This is a genomic window from Pseudomonas sp. SMSB3, from assembly GCF_052041965.1.
GTDB lineage: Bacteria > Pseudomonadota > Gammaproteobacteria > Pseudomonadales > Pseudomonadaceae > Aquipseudomonas.
Window position 1 is genome coordinate 52,332 of record NZ_JBKGGV010000017.1, and the last position, 22,495, is coordinate 74,826.

A 22,495-nucleotide genomic window follows, 5' to 3' on the forward strand; every position below is an offset into this window, starting at 1 on the left:
GCGGCGCCTGCCGTCCCAGGTTCCGTGCACCGCGTGGTAGGTGCACGGCTGCTGGTGGCGGCGGGGCTGTTCGCCAAGCGCCTGCCATCGAAGGACCCGCCTGACATGACCTACTCCCTCGACGACCTGCTGCACCTCATGGCCCGGCTGCGCGACCCGCAGTACGGCTGCCCATGGGACTTGAAGCAGAACTACGCCAGTATCGTCCCGCATACCCTCGAAGAGGCCTATGAAGTGGCCGATACCATCGAGCGAGGCGATTTCGAGCACCTGCAGGGTGAGCTCGGCGACCTGCTGTTCCAGGTGGTCTACTACAGCCAGCTGGCCCGCGAAGAAGGCCGCTTCGAATTCGCTGGCGTGATCGATGGCATCACCCGCAAGTTGATCCGTCGTCATCCCCATGTATTCCCCACCGGCGAGCTCTACGCCCCGCTGGATACACCGAGCCTGAGCGAAGCCCAGGTCAAGTCTCGCTGGGAAGAGATCAAGGCCCAGGAACGCGCGGAAAAGACCACCCCCGAGCAGCTTTCATTGCTCGATGATGTGCCGGCGGCATTGCCTGCATTGGCGCGGGCAGCCAAACTGCAGAAACGCGCGGCCACCGTCGGCTTCGACTGGCCCGCGGCGTTGCCGGTGCTGGACAAGGTGCGCGAGGAACTCGACGAGGTGTTGCAGGCCATGGCCGACAACGACGCCGATGCCCTCGAAGATGAAGTGGGCGACCTGCTGTTCGCTGCAGTCAACCTTGCCCGACACCTCAAGCAAGACCCGGAACACGCCCTGCGCCGTGCCAACCGCAAGTTCGAGCGGCGCTTTCGCTTCATCGAACAGGCCCTGCGTGACAGCGGACGGGCGATCGAACATTGTGACCTTGACGCGTTGGATGCCCTTTGGGGCGAAGCCAAACGTCAGGAAAAGAACCTGCCCAGCTGCGGCTGAGCTGTTGCATAAGTGAGTGAACATTCATGAGCCTTTCCCTTCGCGACCAATTGCTCAAAGCCGGTCTGGTCAACCAGAAACAAGTCTCGCAAACCAACAAAGCCGAGAAGAAACAGAAACGCCTGCAGCACAAGGGCCAGGCCGAGGTCGACGATACCCAGCAGCGGCTGGCCAAGGAAGCCATGGCCGAAAAGGCCAAGCGTGACCAGGAGCTCAACCGCCAGCAGCAGGAAAAGGCCGAGCAAAAGGCCCGCGCCGCGCAGATCAAGCAGTTGATCGAAGCCACGCGCCTGCCCAAGCTGACTACCGAGGACTACTACAACTTCGTCGACGACAAGAAGGTCAAGCGCATCGCCGTCAACGCCCTGATGCGCACGCGCCTGAGCAACGGCGCTTTGGCTATCGTCTCGCACGGCGGCGGTTACGAAGTCATCCCGCGGGAAGCGGCAGTGAAGATCCAGGAGCGCGATGCCAACCGCATCCTGCTGCTCAATTCCCATGTCGAGGAGGCCGATGAAGACGATCCGTATGCGGCCTACAAGATCCCTGACGATCTGATGTGGTAAACGAAAAAACCCCGCTTCGGCGGGGTTTTGTTCATAAAGACGGTGTCACTGCGTGGTGCGCTGGTTTTCCTGGGTTTCCAGCTCCGCTCGGTACTGATGGGCTTCGTGTTCGTTATGGAACATCCCCACCAATTGGCCCTGCTGGTGCACATCCCAGATCCGCACGCCAGCGGCCAGGCCTTCGTGGGACATTTTCGATTCGTCGCGTTCGGTTACTTGGACTGTCATCGGTAAACTCCACTTTTTCAGTTGGCTGCGACACTCTGTCGCACACCCCCTTTATAGAGTTTGTTAGCAGCCTAAGTAAATAAAACGCCCATGAAACAAGTTTCATGAAGCCCGCGCAAAAGAAAGCCCCGCACTGAGCGGGGCCGTCTAGGAAGGGGCTTGCGCGGTATCAGTTGCCTTTGACCGACTTGCCGTCGACCGTGCCATCCTGCAACACGATCACGTATTCCTTGCCGTCAGTCTCGACCTGGCGCAACTGCACCAGCAGGTAGTCCCAGTCCTTGGCGAACCACAGTTCGGTGATGCGCTTGCTTTGGCTTGGGTCGCGCACACGTTCGACTTTCACCGCCTCGACCTGACCGGTCTTGGTGGTGACCTTCTCCGTGCCCAGCACGCGGAAATCGTAGTTGTCGATTTCGTCACCATCGACCACTTGGTAGGTCATGCTCTTCTTGCCGGCCGCCACGTCATGCTGCAACGCCAGCTGATAGGACGACTTGTCCAGCACGCCACGGTTGAGTGGCAGGGTGACGGCATCGCCGCGGTCGCTGCCGGTGACCTTCTTGGCGTTCCAGTCGAAGGTCAGGTCGACCTTCTTCGCCTTGCCCAGCCCGCCACGTTCGAAGTGATACTTCTGCGGCAGCAGGGTGTCGTTTTCAAGGCGCAGGGTGCTTTGCTCGGTCAGGCTGGCGATCATCATCGACGCCTTGAAGTTCAGGTCCCAGGTGCCGTTGGCATTCTTGACCAGGCTGCGCTCGGCAGTGCCGCTCATGGGCAGTTGCTTCCAGTCGGCGGTGTAGCTTGCCGAGAAGGGCTTCAGGTCAGCTGCCTGGAGGGGCAGGGCAAGCACGGCGAGAGCCATTAGCAGGGCACGACGCATAAATTCTCCTAGGGACGGATCATGTGACCACTGGCCGGCAGCGGTTGGTCATCCAGTAACGCACCCTGTTCACCCAGGCGCAAGCGGCCTTGGGCAAACCAGTGCACTGCCAGCGGGTATACCTGGTGTTCCTGATGATGAACCCGTTGGGCCAGGCTTTGAACCGTGTCATCAGGCAGTACCGGTACTACAGCCTGTACGACCAAAGGCCCGCCATCGAGTTCCTCGGTGACGAAATGCACGCTGCAGCCGTGCTCGGCATCGCCTGCCTCAAGGGCCCGGCGATGGGTGTGCAGGCCCTTGTAGCGCGGCAGCAGAGAAGGGTGGATGTTCAGCAGGCGGCCCTGGTAGTGACGCACGAACTCGCCACTGAGAATCCGCATGAAGCCGGCCAGTACCACCAAGTCCGGGGCGAAGCCATCGATGCGCGCCATCAGCGCGGCATCGAAGGCTTCACGGCCGTCGAACTGGGTGTGGTCGAGCACCACGCTGGCGATACCGGCCGCCTCGGCCCGTTGCAGGCCATAGGCATCGGCGCGGTTGGACACCACTGCGGCGATGCGCAGCGGAGCATCCGCCGCGCGGCAACTGTCGATCAAGGCTTGCAGGTTGCTGCCGGAACCCGACAGCAGTACCACTACATTGCACGGCTCGCTCGGCATCAGTGTGCCTTGAGGTTTTGCAGCTCGACCTGGGCGGCGCCTTCGGCGGCTTCGGCGATGTGGCCGATCACCCATGGCTGCTCACCGGCGGCGCGCAGTTCGTTCAGGGCAGCATCGACCTGATCCTGGGCCACGCAGATGACCATGCCGACGCCGCAGTTGAGCACGCGGTGCATTTCGTGTTCGTCGACGTTGCCTTTTGCCTGCAGGAAGTCGAACACCGCCGGGCGCTGCCAGCTGGCCACGTCGACCACGGCCTGGGCGTTTTTCGGCAGCACGCGTGGGATGTTGTCGAGCAGGCCGCCACCGGTGATGTGGGCCATGGCCTTGACCGCACCGGTGTTCTTGATCAGCTGCAGCAGTGGCTTGACGTAGATGCGCGTCGGGGCCATCAGCAGGTCGGCCAGCGGCGTGCCATCGAGCTGGGTGTTGTCGATGTCGGTGGCGGAGACTTCGAGGATCTTGCGGATCAGCGAGTAACCGTTGGAGTGGGGGCCGGAGGACGGCAGGGCGATCAGTGCATCGCCAGTGGCAACCTTGGAGCCGTCGATGATCTCGGCCTTTTCCACCACGCCGACGCAGAAACCGGCCAGGTCGTAGTCTTCGCCCTCGTACATGCCTGGCATTTCAGCGGTTTCACCGCCGACCAGGGAGCAACCGGCCAGTTCACAACCAGCCCCGATACCAGTGACCACGGTCGCGGCCACGTCGACGTTGAGCTTGCCGGTGGCATAGTAGTCGAGGAAGAACAGCGGCTCGGCGCCGCACACTACCAGGTCGTTCACGCACATGGCGACCAGGTCTTGACCGATGCTGTCGTGCTTGTTCAGGTTCAGCGCCAGGCGCAGCTTGGTGCCGACGCCGTCGGTGCCGGAGACCAGCACCGGCTGCTTGTAGCCGGCCGGGATCTCGCAGAGGGCGCCGAAGCCGCCCAGGCCACCCATGACTTCAGGGCGTGCGGTGCGTTTAGCCACGCCCTTGATGCGTTCGACCAGTGCTTCGCCGGCGTCGATGTCTACACCGGCGTCCTTGTAGCTCAGGGAGGGTTGCTTGCTCATTGATCCAGGCCTTTAAGAGGGAGGGATTCGTAAAAACGACCTTGATGCCGAAGGCAACCGCGAGGCGCAGCTGGCTGAAGCGTCAGTGTCTGTGAAGGCGCGCGATTTTATCAGGGTTGCCGTGCAGCGGCCATCCTCAGGCCGACGGGCAGAGCCGTAAATTGCTAAATAGATAGTGAATCTTTCACCGCGCGACTGGTTACCCGGGGGCCCCATGTATAAGGTATAGGCATTGCGCCAAGCGGACAGGAATCCCCCATGCGTCTATCGAAGTTTCTGGCAATTGGTTGCCTTTCCCTGATGTCGGCCAGCGCCCTGGCTGAAAATGTCGCCGGGCTCTATCAAGTGCGCGAGCCGCTCGAAGGGCAGGGCGCCGAAGCCCGCAGCGCCGCCACGGTAAAAGCGTTCGACACCCTGGTGCTGCGCCTGACCGGCGATCCCAAAGCTGTGCAGAATCCAGGCCTGGCCGGCCTGCGCAAAGACCCGCAACAGCTCATCAACCAAGTTGGCAGCGAAGCTGGGCCCCCGGAGTCGGTGTCGGTCGAGTTCGACCCCGGCAGCACCGAGCGGGCGCTGCGCAAGGCGGGGCTGGCGCTGTGGGGCAGCAATCGGCCGTCGATCCTGGGCTGGTGGCTCAATGAAAACGCCGAAGGCAGCAACCTGGTCGGCGACGGCCAGGCCAGCGCCCAACCGCTGCGCCGCGCCGCCCAGCACCGGGGGTTGCCGCTGCGCCTGCCGTTGGCAGACCTGCAAGAGCAACTGGTGGCCAATGCCAAGCAGCTCGACGGCAGTGATCCGGCCCCACTGCGCGAAGCCTCCGAGCGCTACGGTGCCGATGCCCTGCTGGCCGTGCACGCGCAAGAGAGCGACGGCAAATGGCAAGGCAAGTGGCAGCTGTGGGTAGGCGAGCAGCGAGAGCAAGGCAGCGCTGAAGCGCCCGACCAGGCCGCCTTGGCCGATGCCGTGATGCTCGCCGTGAGCAGCCGCCTGGCACCGCGCTACGTGATCAAGGCCGGGGCCAGCAGCCAGTTGCAGGTGCAGGTGCAGGGCATGAACCTGCAACGTTATGCCGAGCTCGGTCGCGTCCTCGAACCCTATGGCCCGCGCCTGCAACTGGCCGACGGCGGCACCCTGACCTATGCCGTGAGCGGTAACCCTGAGCAACTGCGCGCGCAACTGGGGCTGGCCAAGCTGCAGGAGCTGCCGGCCGAACAGGCCGTTACGGCGCCCCCCGCGCCAGCCCCGGCAGATGCAAGCGGGCAGCCGCAAGCGCCCGCCAGTCCAGCCAAGCCGTTCGACGGCTTGCGTTTTCGTTGGTAAGGAGATCGACCTGTGACTGACTCGCGTCGTTGGATCTGGCTGGGCGCCGCACTGCTGCTGGCGGTGCTTCTTTATAGCCTGCACAACATCCTCACGCCGTTTCTGGTCGGCATTCTGCTGGCCTACCTGGCCGACCCGCTGGTCGATCGGCTCGAGCGCCTTGGCCTCTCGCGAACCTGGGGAGTGGTCGCGGTATTCGCCCTGTTCACCTTGATCATGCTGGCGCTGCTGCTGGTATTGGTGCCGATGCTGGCCAAACAGCTGGTTCGCCTCTATGAGTTGGCGCCGCAGATGCTGGATTGGGTACAGCACGTGGCGCTGCCGTGGGTACAAACCAAGCTGGGCCTTGCTGACGGTTTCTGGAAATTCGACAAGATCAAGGCCGCCATCAGCGAGCACATGGGCCAGACCACCGACATCGTCGGCATGGTGCTGTCCCAGGCCACGGCGTCGAGCCTGGCGCTGATCGCCTGGCTGGCCAACATGGTGCTGATTCCGGTGGTGGGCTTCTACCTGCTGCGGGACTGGGACCTGATGATGGCCAAGCTGCGCAGCCTGCTGCCGCGTCAACGGGAGTCGCAGATCGTCGGCCTGGCCGGTGAATGTCACGAAGTGCTGGGGGCGTTCGTGCGCGGACAGTTGCTGGTAATGGTCGCCTTGGGCTTCATCTACTCGGCCGGCTTGATGCTGGTGGGGCTGGAGCTCGGCCTGTTGATCGGCATGCTGGCGGGCCTGGCGGCGATCGTGCCTTACATGGGCTTCATCATCGGCATCGGTGCCGCGCTGGTGGCAGGGCTGTTCCAGTTCGGCGGCGATCTGTATCCGATGCTGGGCATCGTTGCCGTGTTCATGGTCGGCCAGGCGCTGGAAGGCATGGTGTTGACGCCGCTGCTGGTGGGCGATCGCATCGGCCTGCATCCGGTGGCGGTGATCTTCGCCATTCTGGCTGGCGGTGAGCTGTTCGGCTTCACCGGCGTGTTGCTGGCCCTGCCAGTGGCGGCGGTGATCATGGTGCTGGTGCGCCATGTGCACGATCTGTACAAGGAATCGGACATGTACGCTGGCGATGCCGACCCAGAGCTGTAGGCAGTGGCGCTCGCGTGCCGCGCAAGCCTTTGATTTTGCTTGGGCTATTTGCAAGCGTGATTGTGCGGCCTGCGATGCGGGTATAGACTTTGCAGATTGTTCCTCAAAGGCCCCCTGCGGTCTTCCCGACTGCCCGCGAGCATGAAACCACCGATCCAGTTGCCCCTGGGTGTGCGTCTGCGCGATGACGCCACCTTCATCAACTACTATCCGGGCGCCAATGCTGCGGCGTTGGGCTATGTCGAGCGGCTTTGCGAGGCCGACGCCGGCTGGACCGAGAGCCTTATCTACCTGTGGGGCAAGCAGGGCGTGGGCCGCAGTCACCTGCTGCAAGCCGCCACTCACCGCTTTCAGCAACGCGACGAACCTGCGGTCTATCTGCCGCTGGCGCAGTTGCTCGAGCGTGGCGTCGAGTTGCTCGATTACCTGGCGCAATATGAACTGGTCTGCATCGACGATCTGCACGTGATCGCCGGCAAGGCAGACTGGGAAGAGGCGATGTTCCACTTGTTCAATCGTCTGCGCGACAGCGGTCGGCGCCTGCTGCTGGCCGCTTCGGCTTCACCGCGTGAACTCCCCATCAAGCTGCCCGACCTCAAGTCGCGGCTAACCCTCGCCCTGGTCTTCCAGATGCGCGGGCTGTCCGACGAAGACAAACTGCGCGCCCTGCAATTGCGGGCCTCGCGCCGTGGTCTGCACCTGACCGATGAAGTCGGCCATTTCATCCTCACCCGCGGTACCCGCAGCATGAGCGCGCTGTTCGATCTGCTCGAACGGCTCGATCAGGCCTCGCTGCAGGCTCAACGCAAGTTGACGATCCCTTTCCTGAAGGAAACCCTCGGCTGGTAAGGCCCGGAAACACGGGCTTTACAGGGCAAAACGAAAAAGTCACATCTTTTTCGATAAAATTTGCAAATGGCCATGATAGAGGGCATAGTCTCCCCCTTCCAAAGGACTACAGACACGGTCGTGCTCATGCTCAAGCGCTTCGCACCCCTCGTGCCACTCGCACTCGTAACCCTGCTTTTTGGCTGCGCGGCTCAAGGCCCGGTTTCCCAGCCCCAGGATTACACCCCGGTTGTCTCGCAATCAGTCAGCAAGGCCAAGGCTTCGCCATCGGCGGTGTTCGGCGAAGAAGAGCAGGCCAGCGAAGATGACCTGCAGGCATTCTCCAGCAGCAAGCCTTATCAGCTGCCGGTGCTGGCGGACAGCATCCTCGAGCGCGGCATGTCGCTGATCGGCACCCGCTACCGCTTCGGCGGCACCTCCGAGGCGTCCGGCTTCGACTGCAGCGGTTTCATCGGCTACCTGTTCCGCGAAGAAGCCGGCATGAATTTGCCGCGCTCGACTCGCGAAATGATCAACGTCGATGCCCCGAAAGTTGCGCGCAACAAGCTCAAGCCAGGCGATCTGCTGTTCTTCAGCACCAATGGTCGCGGCCGCGTGAGTCACGCCGGCATCTACCTGGGTGACAACCAGTTCATCCACTCCAGCAGCCGCCGCAGCGGTGGCGTGCGCATCGATAACCTCGGTGATCGTTACTGGAGCAAGACCTTCATCGAAGCCAAGCGCGCCTTGGCCATGGCGCCGAGCACCAATATCGCGCGCAATTGATCGATCGATGCTGAACTCTTCCACGGCGGCGTAGCTCAAAAAAGCTCGCCGCCGTGCGCATTTACAGAAAGCGGCTAATCTAATTTCTCAACACTTTTTCCGCTGCTGCCGTGCGGTCTCAGACAGGACGTTCTGGCCATGAAGAAAATGGCGCGCTTCGCATTCATTTCCCTGGCGGCATTGCTGGCTGCCTGCTCCAGCCATGCCCCGGCGCCCGCCCCGGTGGTGCAGCCAACCATCACCTACACCCAGCCCGAAGGCTCGCCGTTGGCCGATGACGTGCTCATCCGTGCCATTGGCCTGGTCGGCACGCCCTATCGCTGGGGCGGCAATACCCCGGATTCCGGGTTCGATTGCAGCGGCCTGATTGGCTATGTCTACCGCGACGCTGCCGGCATCAGCCTGCCGCGCTCGACACGCGAGATGATCGTGATGCGCGCGCCAACGGTGAACATCAATGCCCTGCAGTCCGGCGACCTGGTGTTCTTCGCCACCGGTGGTGGTTCGCAGGTCAGTCACGCGGGGATCTACGTGGGTGAGGGCCGCTTCGTGCACGCGCCCTCAAGCGGCGGCACGGTGCGCCTGGACTACCTGTCCAACAGCTACTGGGCCAAAGCCTACCTGCAGGCCAAGCGCGTCATTAGCCAAGGCCATTTGGCACAAAACCCCTGAGCGAGCGGGGCCTTGGCCCAGCGCTCAAGGCACCTTGCTGACCCGCCAGATCGTGTTGCCGACATCATCGGCGACCAGCACGCCGCCACGCTGGTCGCTGACCACCCCGACCGGTCGGCCTTGCGCCTTGCCTTGCGAATCGAGAAAGCCGGTCAGCAGGTCGATGGGTTCGCCCGCTGGTTTGCCGCTGCCGTCAAATGGCACGAAAATCACTTTATAGCCGCTGTGTGGCTTGCGGTTCCAAGACCCATGCTGGCCAACCAGCGCCCCGCGCTCGAAGGGCGCTGGCAGAACACCCGGCTCGATGAACGTCAGCCCCAACGACGCGGTGTGCGGACCGACGGCATAGTCGGGCGCCACGGCCCTGGCCACCTGCTGAGGATTGGGCGGTGACACCCGCGCATCCACATGCTGGCCGTAATAACTGTAAGGCCAGCCATAGAACGCGCCGTCCTTGACCGAAGTGATGTAATCCGGCACCAGGTCGCTACCGATCTCGTCACGCTCGTTGACGGCCGTCCACAGCGCCCCACTGTCGGGTTGCCAGGCCAGCCCGTTGGGGTTGCGCAGGCCCGTGGCGAACAACCGGTGCCGGCCGCTGGCGGGGTCGATCTGCCAGATGGCGGCGCGGCCTTGCTCGTGCTCCAGGCCATTCTCGCCAACATTGCTGTTGGAACCCACGGTCACGTAGAGCTTGCTGCCGTCTGGGCTGGCAATGACGTTCTTGGTCCAGTGGTGGTTGAGCGGGCCCCCAGGAAGGTCGGTGACCTTGCGCCCCGGCTCGGTGAGCTGATCCACGCCAGGACGATAGTCGAAGCGGGTGAGCTGGTCGGTTTCGGCCACATACAGCGCATTGCCGACCAGCACCATGCCGAAGGGTGAATTGAGCCCCTCGATGAAGGTATGGCGTATTTCTGCCACACCATCATGGTCGGCGTCGCGCAGCAGGGTAATACGGTTGGCACTCGGCACGGCGGCGCCGGCACGCGCCATCGCCCGCTTCATGAACCAGCCACGGATGCCCTTGCCGTCTTCGGGCTTGGGCGGGGCGTTGGTCTCGGCGACCAGTACATCGCCATTGGGCAATACATAAAGCCAACGCGGGTGATCGAGTTTGGCGGCAAACGCCAGCACCTGGGTGCCGGCTGCGGCCTTGGGCGTGACGCCGTCCGGCCAGGCGCTGGCGGGGGCGATATTGACGGTGGGAATCAGGCTGCGCTGTGGCGGCGGCAGTTGCGGGGAGGGGCCGCTGCCGGCATCGACGCTCAAGCGCGCGGTATCGGCGCAACCACCCAGGCTTGCGAGCAAGGCCCAGGGCAACAGCATCACGGTGCGCTTCATCATCGCAGCCCTCGTCGATGGGGTATGACCATCTGAGCCTGCCCACCTTGCCAAGGTTCAGCGCGCTTGGCTTGGTCGGCCCAGGCAAGCTTGCGCTGCGATTGACGCTCCCGGTGCAACCCTCTAACCTTCGCGGCGTGTTTCAGGTGCCCTGCCAGCGTCGACTGGGCAGGGTGAAACTGGGAAGCCGGTGTGCGCCAGCAGGCGCGATTCCGGCGCTGCCCCCGCAACGGTAGGTGAGTAGCGGTCGCGCAAGGCCACTGGGTGCAAGCCCGGGAAGGCGCGCAGGCCAGGGTTGAAGGCCCGCTCACGAGCCCGGAGACCGGCCTGATACTGCCAACGGCATCACGGAGGGTGATGCGCGGTGCACCGTGGCCAAGCGCTGCGGCATCTGCGCGTTCTCCGTATGCCTGCCTACTATCTGTCGCCCCACCTTCGATGCGTGGCGCCAGCCTGCGGAGAACCCCATGAGCGAAACCCCCGAACGCGACGAACGCCACTTGGCGCGCATGCAGCGCAAGAAGGCCGTCATCGACGAGCGCATCGCCAACTCCCCGAATGAATGCGGGCTGCTGCTGGTGCTGACCGGCAACGGCAAGGGCAAGAGCAGCTCGGCGTTCGGCATGCTCGCCCGCGCCCTGGGCCATGGCATGCAATGCGGCGTGGTGCAGTTCATCAAGGGCCGTAACAGCACCGGCGAGGAGCTGTTCTTCCGGCGTTTCCCCGAGCAGGTGCGCTATCACGTGATGGGCGAAGGCTTCACCTGGGAAACCCAGGATCGCCAGCGTGACATCGCCGCCGCCGAGGCGGCCTGGGCGGTGTCCCGGCAACTGCTGCAAGACCCGAGCGTGCAGTTCGTGGTGCTCGACGAGCTTAATATCGCCCTCAAGCATGGCTACCTCGATCTCGATCAGGTGCTCAGTGACATCCAGGCGCGGCCGCCGATGCAGCACGTGATCGTCACGGGCCGTGCGGCCAAGGCAGAAATGATCGAACTGGCCGACACCGTCACTGAAATGGGCATGCTCAAGCACGCCTTCCAGGCCGGGATCCGTGCACAGAAGGGCGTCGAGCTGTGAGAGACGCGCGCAGCTGCCCGGCCGTGCTGATCGCGGCACCGGCTTCCGGCCAGGGCAAGACCACGGTCACCGCCGCCCTGGCGCGGTTGCACCGTAACCTTGGTCGCAAGGTGCGGGTGTTCAAGTGTGGCCCTGACTTCCTCGACCCGATGATCCTCGAACGCGCCAGCGGCGCGCCGGTGTACCAGCTCGACCTGTGGATGATCGGTGCCGAGGAAAGTCGTCGCCTTCTATGGGAAGCGGCGCAAGACGCCGATCTGATCCTGATCGAAGGGGTAATGGGCCTGTTCGACGGTACGCCGTCCAGTGCCGATCTGGCGCGCCATTTCGGCGTGCCGGTGCTGGCAGTGATCGACGGCACCGCCATGGCCCAGACGTTTGGCGCGTTGGCCTTGGGCCTGGCGCGTTACCAGGCGGACCTGCCGTTTGCCGGGGTGCTGGCCAACCGCGTCGGGAGCCTGCGCCATGCGCAATTGCTCGAGGGCAGCCTGACCGAGGGCCTGCGCTGGTACGGTGGCCTGTCGCGCGAGCGCGGCATCGAGCTGCCCAGCCGCCATCTGGGCCTGGTGCAGGCCAGCGAACTCAACGACCTGGATGCCCGCCTGGACGCTGCGGCGCAAGCGCTGGGCGACAGCTGCGACGCCGCCTTGCCACCCGCGGTGAGCTTTGCCGCGCCGGCGCTGCACACGCCCGCCCCATCGCTTGCCGGTGTGCGCATCGGCGTGGCGCGCGATGAGGCTTTCGCCTTCCTCTATGGCGCCAACCTCGACCTGTTGCGTGAGCTGGGCGCCCAGCTGGCGTTCTTCTCACCGCTGCACGACCAGGCGCTGCCGACTGTCGACGCGCTGTACCTGCCAGGTGGCTACCCGGAGCTGCATCACCACGCCCTGGCCGCCAACGCGCCGATGCTCGCGGCGATTCGCGCCCACCACGCCAAGGGCAAGCCGTTGCTGGCCGAGTGCGGTGGCATGCTGTATCTGCTCGACGCCCTGACCGACGTGGCCGGCGAGCGCGCCGAGCTGCTCGGTCTGCTGGGCGGAGAAGCGACCATGCAGAAGCGCCTGGCAGCCTTGGCCCTGCAAGCGGTGGAGCTGCCCGAGGGTACGCTGCGCGGCCACACCTATCACCATTCGCTGACCAGCACGGTCCTGCAACCGATTGCCCGCGGCCTGAGCCCCAATGGCGGGCGCGGCAACGAAGCGGTCTATCGCCTGGGCCGGTTGACCGCCTCTTACGTGCACTTCTATTTCCCCTCCAACCCTGATGCGACGGCGGCGCTGCTGCGGCCATGACTGACCACGCCTACAGCGCCGCCGAGCGCGCTGCGATCTACCGGGCCATTGGCGAGCGCCGAGACATGCGCCACTTCGCTGGCGGCACGGTGCCGCCCGAGCTGCTGGGGCGGTTGCTGACCGCCGCACATCAGGCGCCAAGCGTCGGCTTGATGCAGCCCTGGCGCTTCATTCGGATCAGCCAGCCGGCACTGCGCGGGCGCATCCAGGTACTGGTGGAGCAGGAACGCGTGCGCACCGCCCAGGCGCTGGGCGAGCGCTCCGATGAATTCATGAAACTCAAGGTCGAGGGCATCGAGCAGTGCGCCGAGGTGTTGGTCGCCGCCTTGATGGACAACCGCGAGGCGCACATCTTCGGCCGTCGCACCTTGCCCGAAATGGACCTGGCTTCACTTGCCTGCGCGATCCAGAACCTGTGGTTGGCGGCGCGTGCCGAGGGGCTGGGGCTGGGCTGGGTGTCGCTGTTCGACCCCCAGGCCCTGGCCTCGCTGCTGGGCATGCCGGCGGGGGCCAAGCCGGTGGCCGTGCTGTGTCTGGGGCCGGTCGAGGCATTTTATGCGCAGCCTATGCTGGTCGAGGAAAACTGGGCCGAGCAGCGGCCGTTGAGTGACATGCTGTATGAAAACCATTGGGGAGAACGCCCATGAGCGTAGCTTTGCTGACCGTGGCCGGGGTCGCCCTGGATGCACTGCTGGGCGAGCCGAAGCGGCGCCACCCGTTGGTCGGCTTCGGTAACCTGGCATCGGCGTTGGAGCGCCGTTTGAACGCCGCCGGGCGCGGTTGGCGCAGCCATGGGGTGAGCGCCTGGTTCCTGGCCGTGGTGCCGCTGACCCTGCTGGCACTGATCCTGTCCTGGCTGCCGCTGATCGGTTGGCTGGTCGATGTGCTGGCGTTGTATTGCGCCCTCGGCCTGCGCAGCCTTGGTGAGCACGTGATGCCGGTCGGCGATGCCCTGCGCCAGGGTGATCTGGCCCAGGCCCGGCAACGGGTGAGCTATCTGGTCAGCCGCGAAACCGACGAGCTGGATGCGCCGGCCGTGGCCCGCGCGGCCACCGAGTCGGTGCTCGAGAACGGCAGCGATGCGGTATTCGCCGCGTTGTTCTGGTTCGTGGTGGCCGGGGCGCCAGGCGTGGTCTTGTACCGCCTGAGCAACACCCTGGATGCCATGTGGGGCTACCGCAACGAGCGTTTCGAGCGCTTCGGCTGGTGCGCGGCGCGGATCGACGACCTGCTCAACTACATCCCTGCGCGTTTGGTGGCACTGACCTACGCCGTGCTCGGCAAGACGCGCCTGGCCTTGTCCTGCTGGCGCCGGCAGGCGCCGCTGTGGGACAGCCCCAACGCCGGCCCGGTCATGGCCGCCGGTGCCGGTGCGCTGGGGGTCGAGCTGGGTGGCCCGGCGGTCTACCACGGCGAGCTGCACGAGCGTCCGCGCCTGGGTGAGGGGCCGGTGGCCGATGCCCAGTCCATCGCCAGCGGCTGGCACCTGGTGCAGCGCGGTGTATGGCTGTGGCTGTTGCTGATCTGCCTGGGGGCATACCTCGATGCTTGAGCACGGTGGTCGCCTGCTGCGGGCAATCCAGCACTATGGCATTGCCCGCGAGGAGTGGCTCGACCTGTCCAGCGGCATTGCCCCCTGGCCCTATCCGATTCCGCCGATACCGCTGCAGGCCTGGGCGCGCCTGCCGGAAACCGATGACGGCCTGGAACAGGCCGCTCGGCACTATTACGGGGTCAACCAACTGTTGCCGGTGGCCGGCTCGCAGGCGGCGATCCAGGCTTTGCCGACCCTGCGCGCGCCTGGGCGGGTAGGGGTGCTGTGGCCTTGTTACGCCGAGCATCCCCACGCTTGGCGGCGGGCCGGCCATGACCTGATCGAACTCAGCGAAGACCAGGTCGAGGCGCACCTGGACCAGCTCGATGTGCTGGTGCTGGTCAACCCCAACAACCCCACCGGCCAACGTATCGCTCGCGAACGCTTGCTCGCCTGGCACGCGCGCCTGGCCGCACGCGGCGGCTGGCTGCTGGTGGACGAAGCGTTCATGGACAACTCGCCGACGTGCAGCGTCGCTGACTGTGCCGAGCGTCCGGGGCTGATCGTGCTGCGCTCGTTCGGCAAGTTCTTTGGCCTGGCCGGCCTGCGCTTGGGCTGCGTGGTAGCCGAGCCCGGTTTGCTGCAGCGCCTGGCCGAGTTGCTGGGGCCGTGGACGGTCAGCGGCCCGGCGCGCTGGGTGGCGCAAACCTGCTTCGCCGACCACGCGGCGCATGCTGCCCAGCGCGAGCGCTGCGCCGTGGCCGCTGCGCACCTGGCCGCCACGTTGCAGCGCAGCGGCCTGGCGCCTGACGGTGGCTGCGACCTGTTCCAGTATGTGCGCAGCGAACGCGCCGCGTACCTGCATGACTTTCTGGCGCGCCGCGGCATCCTCGTGCGCCTGTTCGAACAGCCCGCCGCGCTGCGCTTTGGCCTGCCCGCCACTGCCGCCGAGCAGCAGCGCCTGGCCCAAGCGCTGAGCGACTATCAAGAGGAAATGGCATGACCACGCTCATGGTGCAAGGCACCACCTCCGATGCCGGCAAGAGCACGCTGGTCACCGCCCTGTGTCGCTGGCTGTTGCGCCAGGGCGTCGGCGTGGTGCCGTTCAAGCCGCAGAACATGGCGCTCAACAGCGCGGTGACGGCCGACGGTGGCGAGATCGGCCGGGCCCAGGCGGTGCAGGCCGAGGCCTGCCGCTTGGCCGCGCATACCGATATGAACCCGGTGCTGCTCAAACCCAACAGCGATACCGGCGCCCAGGTGATCATCCATGGTCGTGCGGTCACCAGCATGAACGCGGTGGCCTATCACGACTACAAAGCCATCGCCATGCAAGCGGTGCTGGCTTCGCACCAGCGGCTGAGCGCCGCCTACCCGGTGGTGATGGTCGAAGGCGCTGGCTCGCCGGCCGAGATCAACCTGCGCGCTGGTGACATTGCCAACATGGGCTTCGCCGAAGCCGTGGACTGCCCGGTGATCCTCATCGCCGACATCAACCGTGGCGGTGTCTTCGCTCACCTGGTCGGCACCCTGGAACTGCTCTCGGCGAGCGAGCAGGCGCGGATCGCAGGTTTCGTCATCAACCGTTTTCGCGGTGACATCGCCCTGCTGCAGCCGGGTCTGGACTGGCTCGAACAGCGCACCGGCAAACCGGTGCTGGGCGTGCTGCCCTATGTCAGCGACCTGCACCTGGAGGCCGAGGATGGCATCGACACGCGCCAGGCGGCCAAGCAGGAGCAGGTGCTCAAGGTCATCGTGCCGGTGCTGCCGCGCATCAGCAACCATACCGACTTCGACCCGCTGCGCCTGCATCCGCAGGTCGATCTGCAATTCATCGGGCCCGGCCAGCCCATTCCCGCCGCCGACCTGATCATCCTGCCAGGCTCGAAAAGCGTACGCGGCGATCTGGCACAGCTGCGTGCCCGCGGCTGGGACAAGGCCATCGCCCGCCACTTGCGCTACGGCGGCAAGTTGATCGGCATCTGTGGCGGCCTGCAGATGCTCGGCCGTGAAGTGCACGACCCGCTGGGCCTCGAGGGCAGCGCCGGTTCCAGCCCTGGCTTGGGCTTGTTCGACTACGTCACGCTGCTCGAGGCCGACAAGCAGCTGCGCAACGTTACTGGAACCCTGAGCCTGGAAGCGGCGCCGGTAGCCGGCTACGAGATTCACGCGGGCGTCACCCGTGGCCCGGCGCTGGAGCATCCGGCCGTGCAGCTTGCCGATGGCCGCTGCGATGGCGCGCGCAGCGCCGACGGGCAGATCCTCGCCACCTACCTGCATGGCCTGTTCGAGGGCACCGAGTCGTGCGCTGCGTTGCTGCGCTGGGCAGGGCTCGAGCAGGTGCAGAAGGTCGACTATGAGGCTTTGCGCGAACGCGACATCGAGCGCCTGGCGGACCTGGTCGAGCAGCACCTGGACACCGCGCGCCTGCGCAGCCTGTGTGGAGTCGCCTGACATGCGCAGCCTGATCCTCGGCGGCGCCCGCTCGGGCAAGAGCCGCCTGGCCGAACAACTGGCCAGTGCCAGTGGCCTGGCCGTCACCTACATCGCCACCAGCGAGCCGCTCGATGGTGAAATGAACGAACGGGTGCGCCTGCACCGTCAGCGCCGCCCTGAACACTGGGCACTCATCGAAGAGCCTTTGGCCTTGGCGGATGTCCTGCGTGGTCAGGCCGCTGAGGACCGTTGCCTGCTGGTGGACTGCCTGACCTTGTGGCTGACCAACCTGCTGATGCTCGACGACCCGCAGCGCCTGGCCGCCGAGCGCGAGGCGCTGCTCGACTGCCTGGAGCAACTGCCGGGCACGCTCATTCTGGTCAGCAACGAAACCGGCCTGGGCGTCGTGCCCATGGGCGAGCTGACGCGCCGTTACGTTGACTTGGCCGGCTGGCTGCACCAGGCCATCGCTGAACGCTGCCAGAGGGTCGTGCTGACCGTCGCTGGCCTTCCTCTCATGCTCAAGGGACCCGCTCTATGAACCCAGCCTGGTGGCGTGACGCCTGCCAACCCATCGACCACGCCGCCATGGACCAGGCTCGCGCCCGTCAACAGCAACTGACCAAGCCGGCCGGCTCGCTCGGCCAGCTCGAAGGCGTGGCCGTGCAACTGGCTGGCCTGCAGGGTCGGGAACGGCCCACCCTGGAGCAGATTGCGATCACCCTGTTCGCTGGCGATCACGGCGTGGTCGAGGAGGGTGTCTCAGCCTACCCGCAAGCGGTGACCGGGCAGATGCTGCGCAATTTCGTCAACGGTGGTGCCGCGATCAGCGTACTCGCGCGGCAGCTGCAAGCCCGCCTTGAGGTGCTCGACCTGGGCACCGTTGACCCCGCGCTGGCGCTGGCGGGTGTGCGCCATCTGCACCTGGGCGCCGGTACCGCCAACTTCGCCCGCCAAGCGGCGATGACCGGTGCGCAGCTGCAAGGCGCCTTGCAGGCCGGTCGTGACAGCGTCACGCGCGCAGCGGCCACGGGCGCGCAGTTGTTCATCGGTGGCGAAATGGGCATTGGCAATACGACGGCCGCTGCTGCCGTGGCCTGTGTGCTGCTGGCCTGCCCGGCAGGTGAGCTGAGCGGGCCAGGCACGGGCCTGGACAGCGCCGGCGTACAGCACAAGGCCGCGGTGATCGAACGCGCCCTGGCGCTGCATACGCTGCGCGCCGATGAGCCGTTACGCGCGCTGGCCTGCGTCGGTGGCTTCGAAATCGCCGCGCTCACCGGGGCCTACCTGGCCTGCGCCCAGCAAGGGATTGCAGTGTTGGTGGATGGCTTCATCTGCAGTGTTGCCGCGCTGTTGGCGGTACGCTTGAGCCCGCAGAGCCGCGCGTGGATGCTATTTGCCCACCAGGGCGCGGAGCCGGGTCACCAGGCCGTCTTGGCGGCGCTGCATGCCGAGCCGTTGCTGGCCTTGGGGTTGCGGTTGGGCGAGGGCAGCGGGGCTGCGCTGGCGGTGCCGTTGCTGCGCCTGGCGTGCGACCTGCATGGGCAGATGGCGACGTTCGCCGAAGCAGCGGTGGCGGATCGTCCGGCATGATGCTCGATCTGTTGCGCCATGGTGAAACGGAGCAGGGCGGCGGCCTGCGTGGCAGCCTGAATGATGCGCTGACGGCCAAAGGCTGGGCGCAGATGCACGCTGCGCTGGTCTCGGCTGGCCCCTGGCAGGTGGTGGTCAGCTCGCCCTTGCAACGCTGCGCGCGATTTGCCGAGCAACTGGGCGTGCCGGTGCAGCTCGAGGCCGACCTGCAGGAATTGCACTTCGGCGCCTGGGAAGGCCGCACGGCGCTGCAGATCATGCAGGACCAGGCAGACGAACTAGGCCGCTTCTGGGCCGACCCTTACGCGTTCACGCCGCCTGACGGCGAGCCTGTGGCCCGCTTCGCCGAACGGGTGCTGGGCGCGGTCACCCGACTACAGCAGCAGCACGCCGGCAAGCGCGTGCTGCTGGTCACTCACGGCGGGGTCATGCGCCTGTTGCTGGCACGTGCCCGTGGTTTGCCCAAGGCGCAGCTGCTGCAGGTCGAGGTCGGCCATGGCGCCTTGGTGCGGCTGACCGTGGACGACCAGGGCGCGTTGCGCGAGGTGCTCTGACATGCTGCCATTCTGGATTGCCTTGCAGTTTCTCAGCAGCTTGCCGGTGCGCTTGCCGGGCATGCCTGAACCTCAGGCCATGGGCCGCTCGTTGTTGTTCTACCCACTGGTCGGGGCGTTGTTCGGCGCGCTGTTGTGGCTGGCCAGCCTGCTGCTGCACGGGGTGGCCGCGCCGCTTCAGGCTGCTCTGCTGCTGAGCCTGTGGGTGCTGCTCAGCGGTGCGCTGCATCTGGACGGCCTGGCCGACAGCGCCGACGCCTGGCTGGGCGGCTTTGGCGATCGCGAGCGCACGCTGCAGATCATGAAGGATCCGCGCAGCGGCCCGATCGCCGTGGTGACGCTGGTCTTGCTATTGCTGTTGAAATTCTGTGCCCTGTGGGTGCTCGTCGAGCGGGGCGCGGGCGTGGCGTTGCTGTTGGCGCCGATCGTCGGGCGCGCGGCCATGCTTGGCTTGTTTCTCAGCACCCCCTACGTGCGCCGGGGTGGCTTGGGCCAGGCCCTGGCCGAGCACCTGCCGCGCACCGCGGCAAAGTGGGTGCTGCTGCTCAGCCTGCTGGCCTGTGTGGTGCTGGGCGGCGCGCAGGCCCTGCTGCCGATGCTGGCTGCGGCGCTGGTATTCGTGTGGTTGCGCAGATCGATGTGCACCCGCCTGGGCGGCGCTACCGGCGACACTGCCGGCGCGATGCTGGAGCTGCTCGAACTGACCGTGCTGGTGGGCTTGGCCGTCTGAGTGCAGCGTCGGCGCAGCGAGGATGAACGGCAACAGCGAAATTTCTTGCAACACGGGCCGTTGGAATCGGTTATACCTGCATGACCTTGCAATAGGCTGGAGATAACAAGAATGAGTTCGGTGTGGCGATCCAGTGGGTGGGTGTTGACTGGGGCAGCGTTGATCCTGGCGCTCTCGCTTGGTGTGCGGCATGGTTTTGGCCTGTTCCTGGCGCCGATGAGCGCCGACTTCGGCTGGGGCCGTGAGGTATACGCGTTCGCGATCGCCCTGCAGAACCTGATCTGGGGCTTGGCCCAACCGTTTGCCGGCGCGCTGGCCGATCGGCTCGGAGCGGCTCGAGTCGTGATCATCGGCGGCATTCTCTATGCCGCGGGCCTGCTGTTGATGAGTACCGCCGATTCGGCGTGGTCGTTGTCGCTGAGCGCAGGCCTGCTGATTGGTATCGGCCTGTCGGGCACTTCGTTTTCGGTCATTCTCGGCGTGGTGGGTCGCGCAGTGCCAGCGGAAAAACGCAGCATGGCCATGGGCATTGCCAGCGCCGCCGGCTCGTTCGGCCAATTCGCGATGCTGCCCGGCACCCTTGGCCTGATCGAATGGCTGGGCTGGTCGGCGGCGCTGCTGGTACTGGGCCTGTTGGTGGCGCTGATCGTGCCCTTTGTCGGGCTGCTGCGTGACCAACCGCTGCCCAGCCACGGTGGCGAGCAGACCTTGGCCCAGGCGCTGCGCGAGGCCTGCTCGCACTCGGGATTCTGGTTGCTGGCGTTGGGCTTTTTCGTCTGTGGCTTTCAGGTGGTGTTCATCGGCGTGCACCTGCCGGCCTATCTGGTCGACCAGCATCTGCCGGCAACCACGGGCACCACGGTGCTGGCACTGGTCGGGTTGTTCAATATCGTCGGCACCTATACCGCAGGCTGGCTGGGTGGGCGGATGTCCAAGCCGCGCTTGCTGACCGCGTTGTATCTGTTGCGCGGGGTGGTGATTGGCCTGTTCCTGTGGTTGCCGGTCACGCAGCTGAGCGCTTACCTGTTCGGCATCGCCATGGGGCTGCTGTGGCTGTCCACCGTACCGTTGACCAATGGCACGGTGGCCACGGTATTCGGCGTGCGCAATCTGTCGATGCTGGGTGGCATCGTGTTCCTGTTCCACCAGTTGGGGGCATTTCTGGGCGGTTGGCTGGGCGGGGTGGTGTACGACCAGACGGGTAATTACGACCTGGTCTGGCAGATCTCGATCCTGCTCAGCCTGCTGGCTGCCGCGCTCAACTGGCCGGTGCGCGAGCGGCCGGTGGCGCGTCTGCAGGCGCAATCGGCATGAACCGCTCCCTGGCGCGTGGGTTGCTGTTGGCCGCGGGTGGGCTGTTGCTGGCCTTGGTCTGGTGGGGCTGGCAGCGCGGTGGGCTGGCGTTGATGCAGTTGGGCATGAGCGTCTGTTAGGCGCTACGCTGCAAGTTCATGGACTGTATGGCTGGAGAGGCGAACGATGCGTGCACACTGGTGGTTGATGCCGTTGCTGGGGATGCTGGCGAGCGCGAGCGGTTGGGCGGCGGATTGCCCGGCGGCATTGCAGGGTAGCTTGCCGGAGCTGCGCGGCAAGGGGCAGGTCGATCTGTGCCAGCGCTTTGCCGGCAAGCCGTTGGTGGTGATCAACACGGCGAGCTACTGCGGGTTCGCGCCGCAATTCGAGGGGTTGGAGGCGGCTTATCAGGCTTACCATGGCCAAGGGCTGGAAATGCTGGGTGTGCCGTCCAATGATTTCAAGCAGGAAGATGCCGACAGTGATAAGACGGCGAAGGTATGTTATGCCAACTATGGCGTTACCTTCACCATGACCAAGGCGCAGCCGGTGCGGGGCAAGGATGCGATACCGTTGTTCACCGAGTTGGCTCGCCAGAGCAGTGCGCCGAAGTGGAACTTCTACAAATATGTGGTTGATCGGCAGGGAAAGGTGATTGCCAACTTCTCCAGCCTTACCAAGCCTGATGATCCCGAGTTTCGCGCAGCAATCGAAAAGGCGATTGCCTCCAAACAATAATCACCGTAATCAGCAAAGCTTCTAGCTTCTAGCTTCTAGCTTCTAGCTTCTAGCTTCTAGCTTCTAGCTTCTAGCTTTTGTTTTTGCTCTTGCTTCTAAGCGCGCGATAGTTCAGGCAACGCAAATTGCGACCTCAGGAGGCCGAGTGTAGGCGTCTGGAGGGCCCAGGGTGCGTAGCACCCCCGACGGCGTAGCCGGAGGACGCGAGCTGTACGACTTGCGAAGCAAGTTGTGGCCGCGCAGGGCCCGCAAGACGCCGGAGCGAGGGGACCCCGGAGCGCAGCGCAGGGGCCGGATGTGGGAGCGAGGGGTTTTTGGTTCCTTTTTGCCCCGTCAAAAAGGGACTCGCCGTAAAGGCGAAAAGGTGAGTGAGCGTCGCCTCTGCCAATGAATACCTACAACTAAGTCAAAACAGTCGCTGCTGTTAGCTTGCAAGTAAAGAGCAATAAGTAGGTAGTTGAAGTTTTAATAATCTTCAGTTGCAAGTTGCAAGTTGCAAGTTGCAAGTTGCAAGTTGCAAGTTGCAAAAAGCAAGCAGCAAATAGCAAGTTGGATTTAGCAGCTTAGCTACAATGTTTTAATGCTATGGTCATGGCTTTTACGAAGCATGCGCATTCATTTGCGATGGTGGCGCATAGTCACCTTTCCGCCCTTACGGCGTCCTACTTTTTGCCGGGTCAAAAAGTAGGCAAAAACCCCTGGCTCCCACATCCGGCCCCTGCGCTGCGCTCCGGGGTTCCCTCGCTTCGGCGTCTTGCGGGCCCTGCGCGGCCACAACTTGCTACGCAAGTCGTACAGCTCGCGTCCTCCGGCTACGCCGTCGGGGGTGCTACGCACCCTGGGCCCTCCAGACGCCTACGCTCGGCCTCCTGAGGTCGCA

The 22,495-nt window shown here is 64.9% G+C and carries 25 protein-coding genes and 1 riboswitch; of the genes, 20 read left to right on the top strand and 5 right to left on the bottom strand.

Annotation, left to right across the window (positions count from 1 at the left end):
• Positions 1–105 precede the first annotated feature (105 nt).
• Together mazG and ACLEJW_RS21420 are read left to right on the top strand one after the other, a co-directional pair.
• Positions 106–939 (top strand): nucleoside triphosphate pyrophosphohydrolase, encoded by an 834-nt coding sequence (gene mazG, locus ACLEJW_RS21415; protein ID WP_145193378.1) that lies wholly within the window; start codon positions 106–108, stop codon positions 937–939.
• A gap of 26 nt (positions 940–965) precedes the next feature.
• Complete coding sequence (locus ACLEJW_RS21420) at positions 966–1,505, top strand: DUF2058 domain-containing protein (RefSeq protein ID WP_145193298.1); 540 nt, start codon at positions 966–968, stop codon at positions 1,503–1,505.
• 45 nt (positions 1,506–1,550) lie between these two features.
• Here ACLEJW_RS21420 and ACLEJW_RS21425 read toward each other — a convergent pair whose 3' ends face one another.
• From ACLEJW_RS21425 to purM, 4 genes are all read right to left on the bottom strand, one after another.
• The gene (locus tag ACLEJW_RS21425) at positions 1,551–1,733 is read right to left on the bottom strand and encodes a hypothetical protein (protein WP_145193300.1); all 183 of its coding nucleotides are present in this window, start codon (positions 1,731–1,733) and stop codon (positions 1,551–1,553) included.
• A gap of 169 nt (positions 1,734–1,902) precedes the next feature.
• On the bottom strand, positions 1,903–2,613 hold the full coding sequence (locus tag ACLEJW_RS21430) for a DUF3108 domain-containing protein (protein ID WP_145193302.1): 711 nt from the start codon (positions 2,611–2,613) through the stop codon (positions 1,903–1,905).
• A gap of 8 nt (positions 2,614–2,621) precedes the next feature.
• Positions 2,622–3,275, bottom strand: a complete 654-nt coding sequence (gene purN, locus ACLEJW_RS21435; RefSeq protein ID WP_313298983.1) for a phosphoribosylglycinamide formyltransferase — start codon at positions 3,273–3,275, stop codon at positions 2,622–2,624.
• Positions 3,275–4,333, bottom strand: coding sequence for a phosphoribosylformylglycinamidine cyclo-ligase (gene purM, locus ACLEJW_RS21440; protein WP_145193306.1), 1,059 nt, complete (start codon positions 4,331–4,333; stop codon positions 3,275–3,277). Before purM ends, purN begins: the two co-directional genes overlap by 1 nt.
• 258 nt (positions 4,334–4,591) lie before the next feature.
• On the opposite strand from purM, the gene ACLEJW_RS21445 reads away from it, so the two are divergent.
• The 5 genes from ACLEJW_RS21445 to ACLEJW_RS21465 all read left to right on the top strand — a co-directional run bounded on the left by ACLEJW_RS21445 (position 4,592) and on the right by ACLEJW_RS21465 (position 9,025).
• Positions 4,592–5,653, top strand: a complete 1,062-nt coding sequence (locus ACLEJW_RS21445; RefSeq protein WP_313298977.1) for a DUF2066 domain-containing protein — start codon at positions 4,592–4,594, stop codon at positions 5,651–5,653.
• A 12-nt stretch (positions 5,654–5,665) separates the two neighbouring features.
• Positions 5,666–6,739, top strand: coding sequence for an AI-2E family transporter (locus ACLEJW_RS21450; RefSeq protein ID WP_313459648.1), 1,074 nt, complete (start codon positions 5,666–5,668; stop codon positions 6,737–6,739).
• Positions 6,740–6,880: 141 nt separating this feature from the next.
• A complete protein-coding gene (gene hda / locus ACLEJW_RS21455) occupies positions 6,881–7,588 on the top strand; it encodes a DnaA regulatory inactivator Hda (RefSeq protein ID WP_440778225.1) in 708 nt (235 codons plus the stop codon).
• Between the two features lie 126 nt (positions 7,589–7,714).
• Positions 7,715–8,353: a C40 family peptidase gene (locus tag ACLEJW_RS21460; RefSeq protein WP_145193314.1), complete on the top strand. Its 639-nt coding sequence runs from the start codon at positions 7,715–7,717 to the stop codon at positions 8,351–8,353.
• Between the two features lie 138 nt (positions 8,354–8,491).
• A complete protein-coding gene (locus tag ACLEJW_RS21465) occupies positions 8,492–9,025 on the top strand; it encodes a C40 family peptidase (RefSeq protein ID WP_145193316.1) in 534 nt (177 codons plus the stop codon).
• Positions 9,026–9,049: 24 nt separating this feature from the next.
• On the opposite strand, the gene ACLEJW_RS21470 is transcribed toward ACLEJW_RS21465, so the two are convergent.
• Complete coding sequence (locus ACLEJW_RS21470) at positions 9,050–10,366, bottom strand: PQQ-dependent sugar dehydrogenase (RefSeq protein WP_313299103.1); 1,317 nt, start codon at positions 10,364–10,366, stop codon at positions 9,050–9,052.
• Positions 10,367–10,493: 127 nt separating this feature from the next.
• A riboswitch (cobalamin riboswitch) is annotated at positions 10,494–10,711 on the top strand.
• Between the two features lie 122 nt (positions 10,712–10,833).
• Between ACLEJW_RS21470 and cobO the strand changes: the two genes are divergently transcribed.
• From cobO to ACLEJW_RS21535, 13 genes are all read left to right on the top strand, one after another.
• Positions 10,834–11,445, top strand: a complete 612-nt coding sequence (gene cobO, locus ACLEJW_RS21475; protein WP_145193318.1) for a cob(I)yrinic acid a,c-diamide adenosyltransferase — start codon at positions 10,834–10,836, stop codon at positions 11,443–11,445.
• Positions 11,442–12,737 carry a cobyrinate a,c-diamide synthase gene (locus ACLEJW_RS21480; protein ID WP_313302977.1) on the top strand — a complete coding sequence of 432 codons (1,296 nt, stop codon included), beginning with the start codon at positions 11,442–11,444 and terminating at the stop codon, positions 12,735–12,737. Before cobO ends, ACLEJW_RS21480 begins: the two co-directional genes overlap by 4 nt.
• The gene (gene bluB, locus ACLEJW_RS21485) at positions 12,734–13,384 is read left to right on the top strand and encodes a 5,6-dimethylbenzimidazole synthase (RefSeq protein WP_313302979.1); all 651 of its coding nucleotides are present in this window, start codon (positions 12,734–12,736) and stop codon (positions 13,382–13,384) included. Before ACLEJW_RS21480 ends, bluB begins: the two co-directional genes overlap by 4 nt.
• Positions 13,381–14,289 (top strand): adenosylcobinamide-phosphate synthase CbiB, encoded by a 909-nt coding sequence (gene cbiB, locus ACLEJW_RS21490; protein ID WP_313302981.1) that lies wholly within the window; start codon positions 13,381–13,383, stop codon positions 14,287–14,289. The genes bluB and cbiB overlap by 4 nt, the downstream gene beginning before the upstream one ends.
• Complete coding sequence (gene cobD, locus ACLEJW_RS21495; RefSeq protein WP_313302983.1) at positions 14,282–15,274, top strand: threonine-phosphate decarboxylase CobD; 993 nt, start codon at positions 14,282–14,284, stop codon at positions 15,272–15,274. Before cbiB ends, cobD begins: the two co-directional genes overlap by 8 nt.
• Positions 15,271–16,725 carry a cobyric acid synthase gene (locus ACLEJW_RS21500; protein ID WP_440778226.1) on the top strand — a complete coding sequence of 485 codons (1,455 nt, stop codon included), beginning with the start codon at positions 15,271–15,273 and terminating at the stop codon, positions 16,723–16,725. The genes cobD and ACLEJW_RS21500 overlap by 4 nt, the downstream gene beginning before the upstream one ends.
• A gap of 1 nt (position 16,726) precedes the next feature.
• Positions 16,727–17,248 carry a bifunctional adenosylcobinamide kinase/adenosylcobinamide-phosphate guanylyltransferase gene (gene cobU, locus ACLEJW_RS21505; RefSeq protein ID WP_313646782.1) on the top strand — a complete coding sequence of 174 codons (522 nt, stop codon included), beginning with the start codon at positions 16,727–16,729 and terminating at the stop codon, positions 17,246–17,248.
• Positions 17,245–18,300: a nicotinate-nucleotide--dimethylbenzimidazole phosphoribosyltransferase gene (gene cobT / locus ACLEJW_RS21510; RefSeq protein WP_440778227.1), complete on the top strand. Its 1,056-nt coding sequence runs from the start codon at positions 17,245–17,247 to the stop codon at positions 18,298–18,300. Before cobU ends, cobT begins: the two co-directional genes overlap by 4 nt.
• A complete protein-coding gene (gene cobC, locus ACLEJW_RS21515) occupies positions 18,297–18,854 on the top strand; it encodes an alpha-ribazole phosphatase family protein (RefSeq protein ID WP_440778228.1) in 558 nt (185 codons plus the stop codon). Before cobT ends, cobC begins: the two co-directional genes overlap by 4 nt.
• Position 18,855: 1 nt before the next feature.
• The gene (locus ACLEJW_RS21520; protein ID WP_145193335.1) at positions 18,856–19,584 is read left to right on the top strand and encodes an adenosylcobinamide-GDP ribazoletransferase; all 729 of its coding nucleotides are present in this window, start codon (positions 18,856–18,858) and stop codon (positions 19,582–19,584) included.
• Positions 19,585–19,695: 111 nt separating this feature from the next.
• Positions 19,696–20,898 (top strand): MFS transporter, encoded by a 1,203-nt coding sequence (locus tag ACLEJW_RS21525; protein ID WP_409520685.1) that lies wholly within the window; start codon positions 19,696–19,698, stop codon positions 20,896–20,898.
• Entirely contained in the window at positions 20,895–21,017 is a 123-nt protein-coding gene (locus ACLEJW_RS21530) for a hypothetical protein (RefSeq protein ID WP_313302995.1), read from the top strand. The genes ACLEJW_RS21525 and ACLEJW_RS21530 overlap by 4 nt, the downstream gene beginning before the upstream one ends.
• A gap of 46 nt (positions 21,018–21,063) precedes the next feature.
• Positions 21,064–21,615 (top strand): glutathione peroxidase, encoded by a 552-nt coding sequence (locus tag ACLEJW_RS21535; protein ID WP_313303000.1) that lies wholly within the window; start codon positions 21,064–21,066, stop codon positions 21,613–21,615.
• The last annotated feature ends 880 nt before the right edge of the window (positions 21,616–22,495 follow it).

Excerpts from the sequence above, each read along its gene's own strand:
- mazG (WP_145193378.1), top strand. The coding sequence starts at position 106 with ATGACCTACTCCCTCGACGACCTGCTGCACCTCATGGCCCGGCTGCGC.
- ACLEJW_RS21420 (WP_145193298.1), top strand. The coding sequence starts at position 966 with ATGAGCCTTTCCCTTCGCGACCAATTGCTCAAAGCCGGTCTGGTCAAC.
- ACLEJW_RS21425 (WP_145193300.1), bottom strand. The coding sequence starts at position 1,733 with ATGACAGTCCAAGTAACCGAACGCGACGAATCGAAAATGTCCCACGAA.
- ACLEJW_RS21430 (WP_145193302.1), bottom strand. The coding sequence starts at position 2,613 with ATGCGTCGTGCCCTGCTAATGGCTCTCGCCGTGCTTGCCCTGCCCCTC.
- purN (WP_313298983.1), bottom strand. The coding sequence starts at position 3,275 with ATGCCGAGCGAGCCGTGCAATGTAGTGGTACTGCTGTCGGGTTCCGGC.
- purM (WP_145193306.1), bottom strand. The coding sequence starts at position 4,333 with ATGAGCAAGCAACCCTCCCTGAGCTACAAGGACGCCGGTGTAGACATC.
- ACLEJW_RS21445 (WP_313298977.1), top strand. The coding sequence starts at position 4,592 with ATGCGTCTATCGAAGTTTCTGGCAATTGGTTGCCTTTCCCTGATGTCG.
- hda (WP_440778225.1), top strand. The coding sequence starts at position 6,881 with ATGAAACCACCGATCCAGTTGCCCCTGGGTGTGCGTCTGCGCGATGAC.
- ACLEJW_RS21460 (WP_145193314.1), top strand. The coding sequence starts at position 7,715 with ATGCTCAAGCGCTTCGCACCCCTCGTGCCACTCGCACTCGTAACCCTG.
- ACLEJW_RS21465 (WP_145193316.1), top strand. The coding sequence starts at position 8,492 with ATGAAGAAAATGGCGCGCTTCGCATTCATTTCCCTGGCGGCATTGCTG.
- ACLEJW_RS21470 (WP_313299103.1), bottom strand. The coding sequence starts at position 10,366 with ATGAAGCGCACCGTGATGCTGTTGCCCTGGGCCTTGCTCGCAAGCCTG.
- cobO (WP_145193318.1), top strand. The coding sequence starts at position 10,834 with ATGAGCGAAACCCCCGAACGCGACGAACGCCACTTGGCGCGCATGCAG.
- bluB (WP_313302979.1), top strand. The coding sequence starts at position 12,734 with ATGACTGACCACGCCTACAGCGCCGCCGAGCGCGCTGCGATCTACCGG.
- cbiB (WP_313302981.1), top strand. The coding sequence starts at position 13,381 with ATGAGCGTAGCTTTGCTGACCGTGGCCGGGGTCGCCCTGGATGCACTG.
- cobD (WP_313302983.1), top strand. The coding sequence starts at position 14,282 with ATGCTTGAGCACGGTGGTCGCCTGCTGCGGGCAATCCAGCACTATGGC.
- ACLEJW_RS21500 (WP_440778226.1), top strand. The coding sequence starts at position 15,271 with ATGACCACGCTCATGGTGCAAGGCACCACCTCCGATGCCGGCAAGAGC.
- cobU (WP_313646782.1), top strand. The coding sequence starts at position 16,727 with ATGCGCAGCCTGATCCTCGGCGGCGCCCGCTCGGGCAAGAGCCGCCTG.
- cobT (WP_440778227.1), top strand. The coding sequence starts at position 17,245 with ATGAACCCAGCCTGGTGGCGTGACGCCTGCCAACCCATCGACCACGCC.
- cobC (WP_440778228.1), top strand. The coding sequence starts at position 18,297 with ATGATGCTCGATCTGTTGCGCCATGGTGAAACGGAGCAGGGCGGCGGC.
- ACLEJW_RS21520 (WP_145193335.1), top strand. The coding sequence starts at position 18,856 with ATGCTGCCATTCTGGATTGCCTTGCAGTTTCTCAGCAGCTTGCCGGTG.
- ACLEJW_RS21525 (WP_409520685.1), top strand. The coding sequence starts at position 19,696 with ATGAGTTCGGTGTGGCGATCCAGTGGGTGGGTGTTGACTGGGGCAGCG.
- ACLEJW_RS21530 (WP_313302995.1), top strand. The coding sequence starts at position 20,895 with ATGAACCGCTCCCTGGCGCGTGGGTTGCTGTTGGCCGCGGGTGGGCTG.
- ACLEJW_RS21535 (WP_313303000.1), top strand. The coding sequence starts at position 21,064 with ATGCGTGCACACTGGTGGTTGATGCCGTTGCTGGGGATGCTGGCGAGC.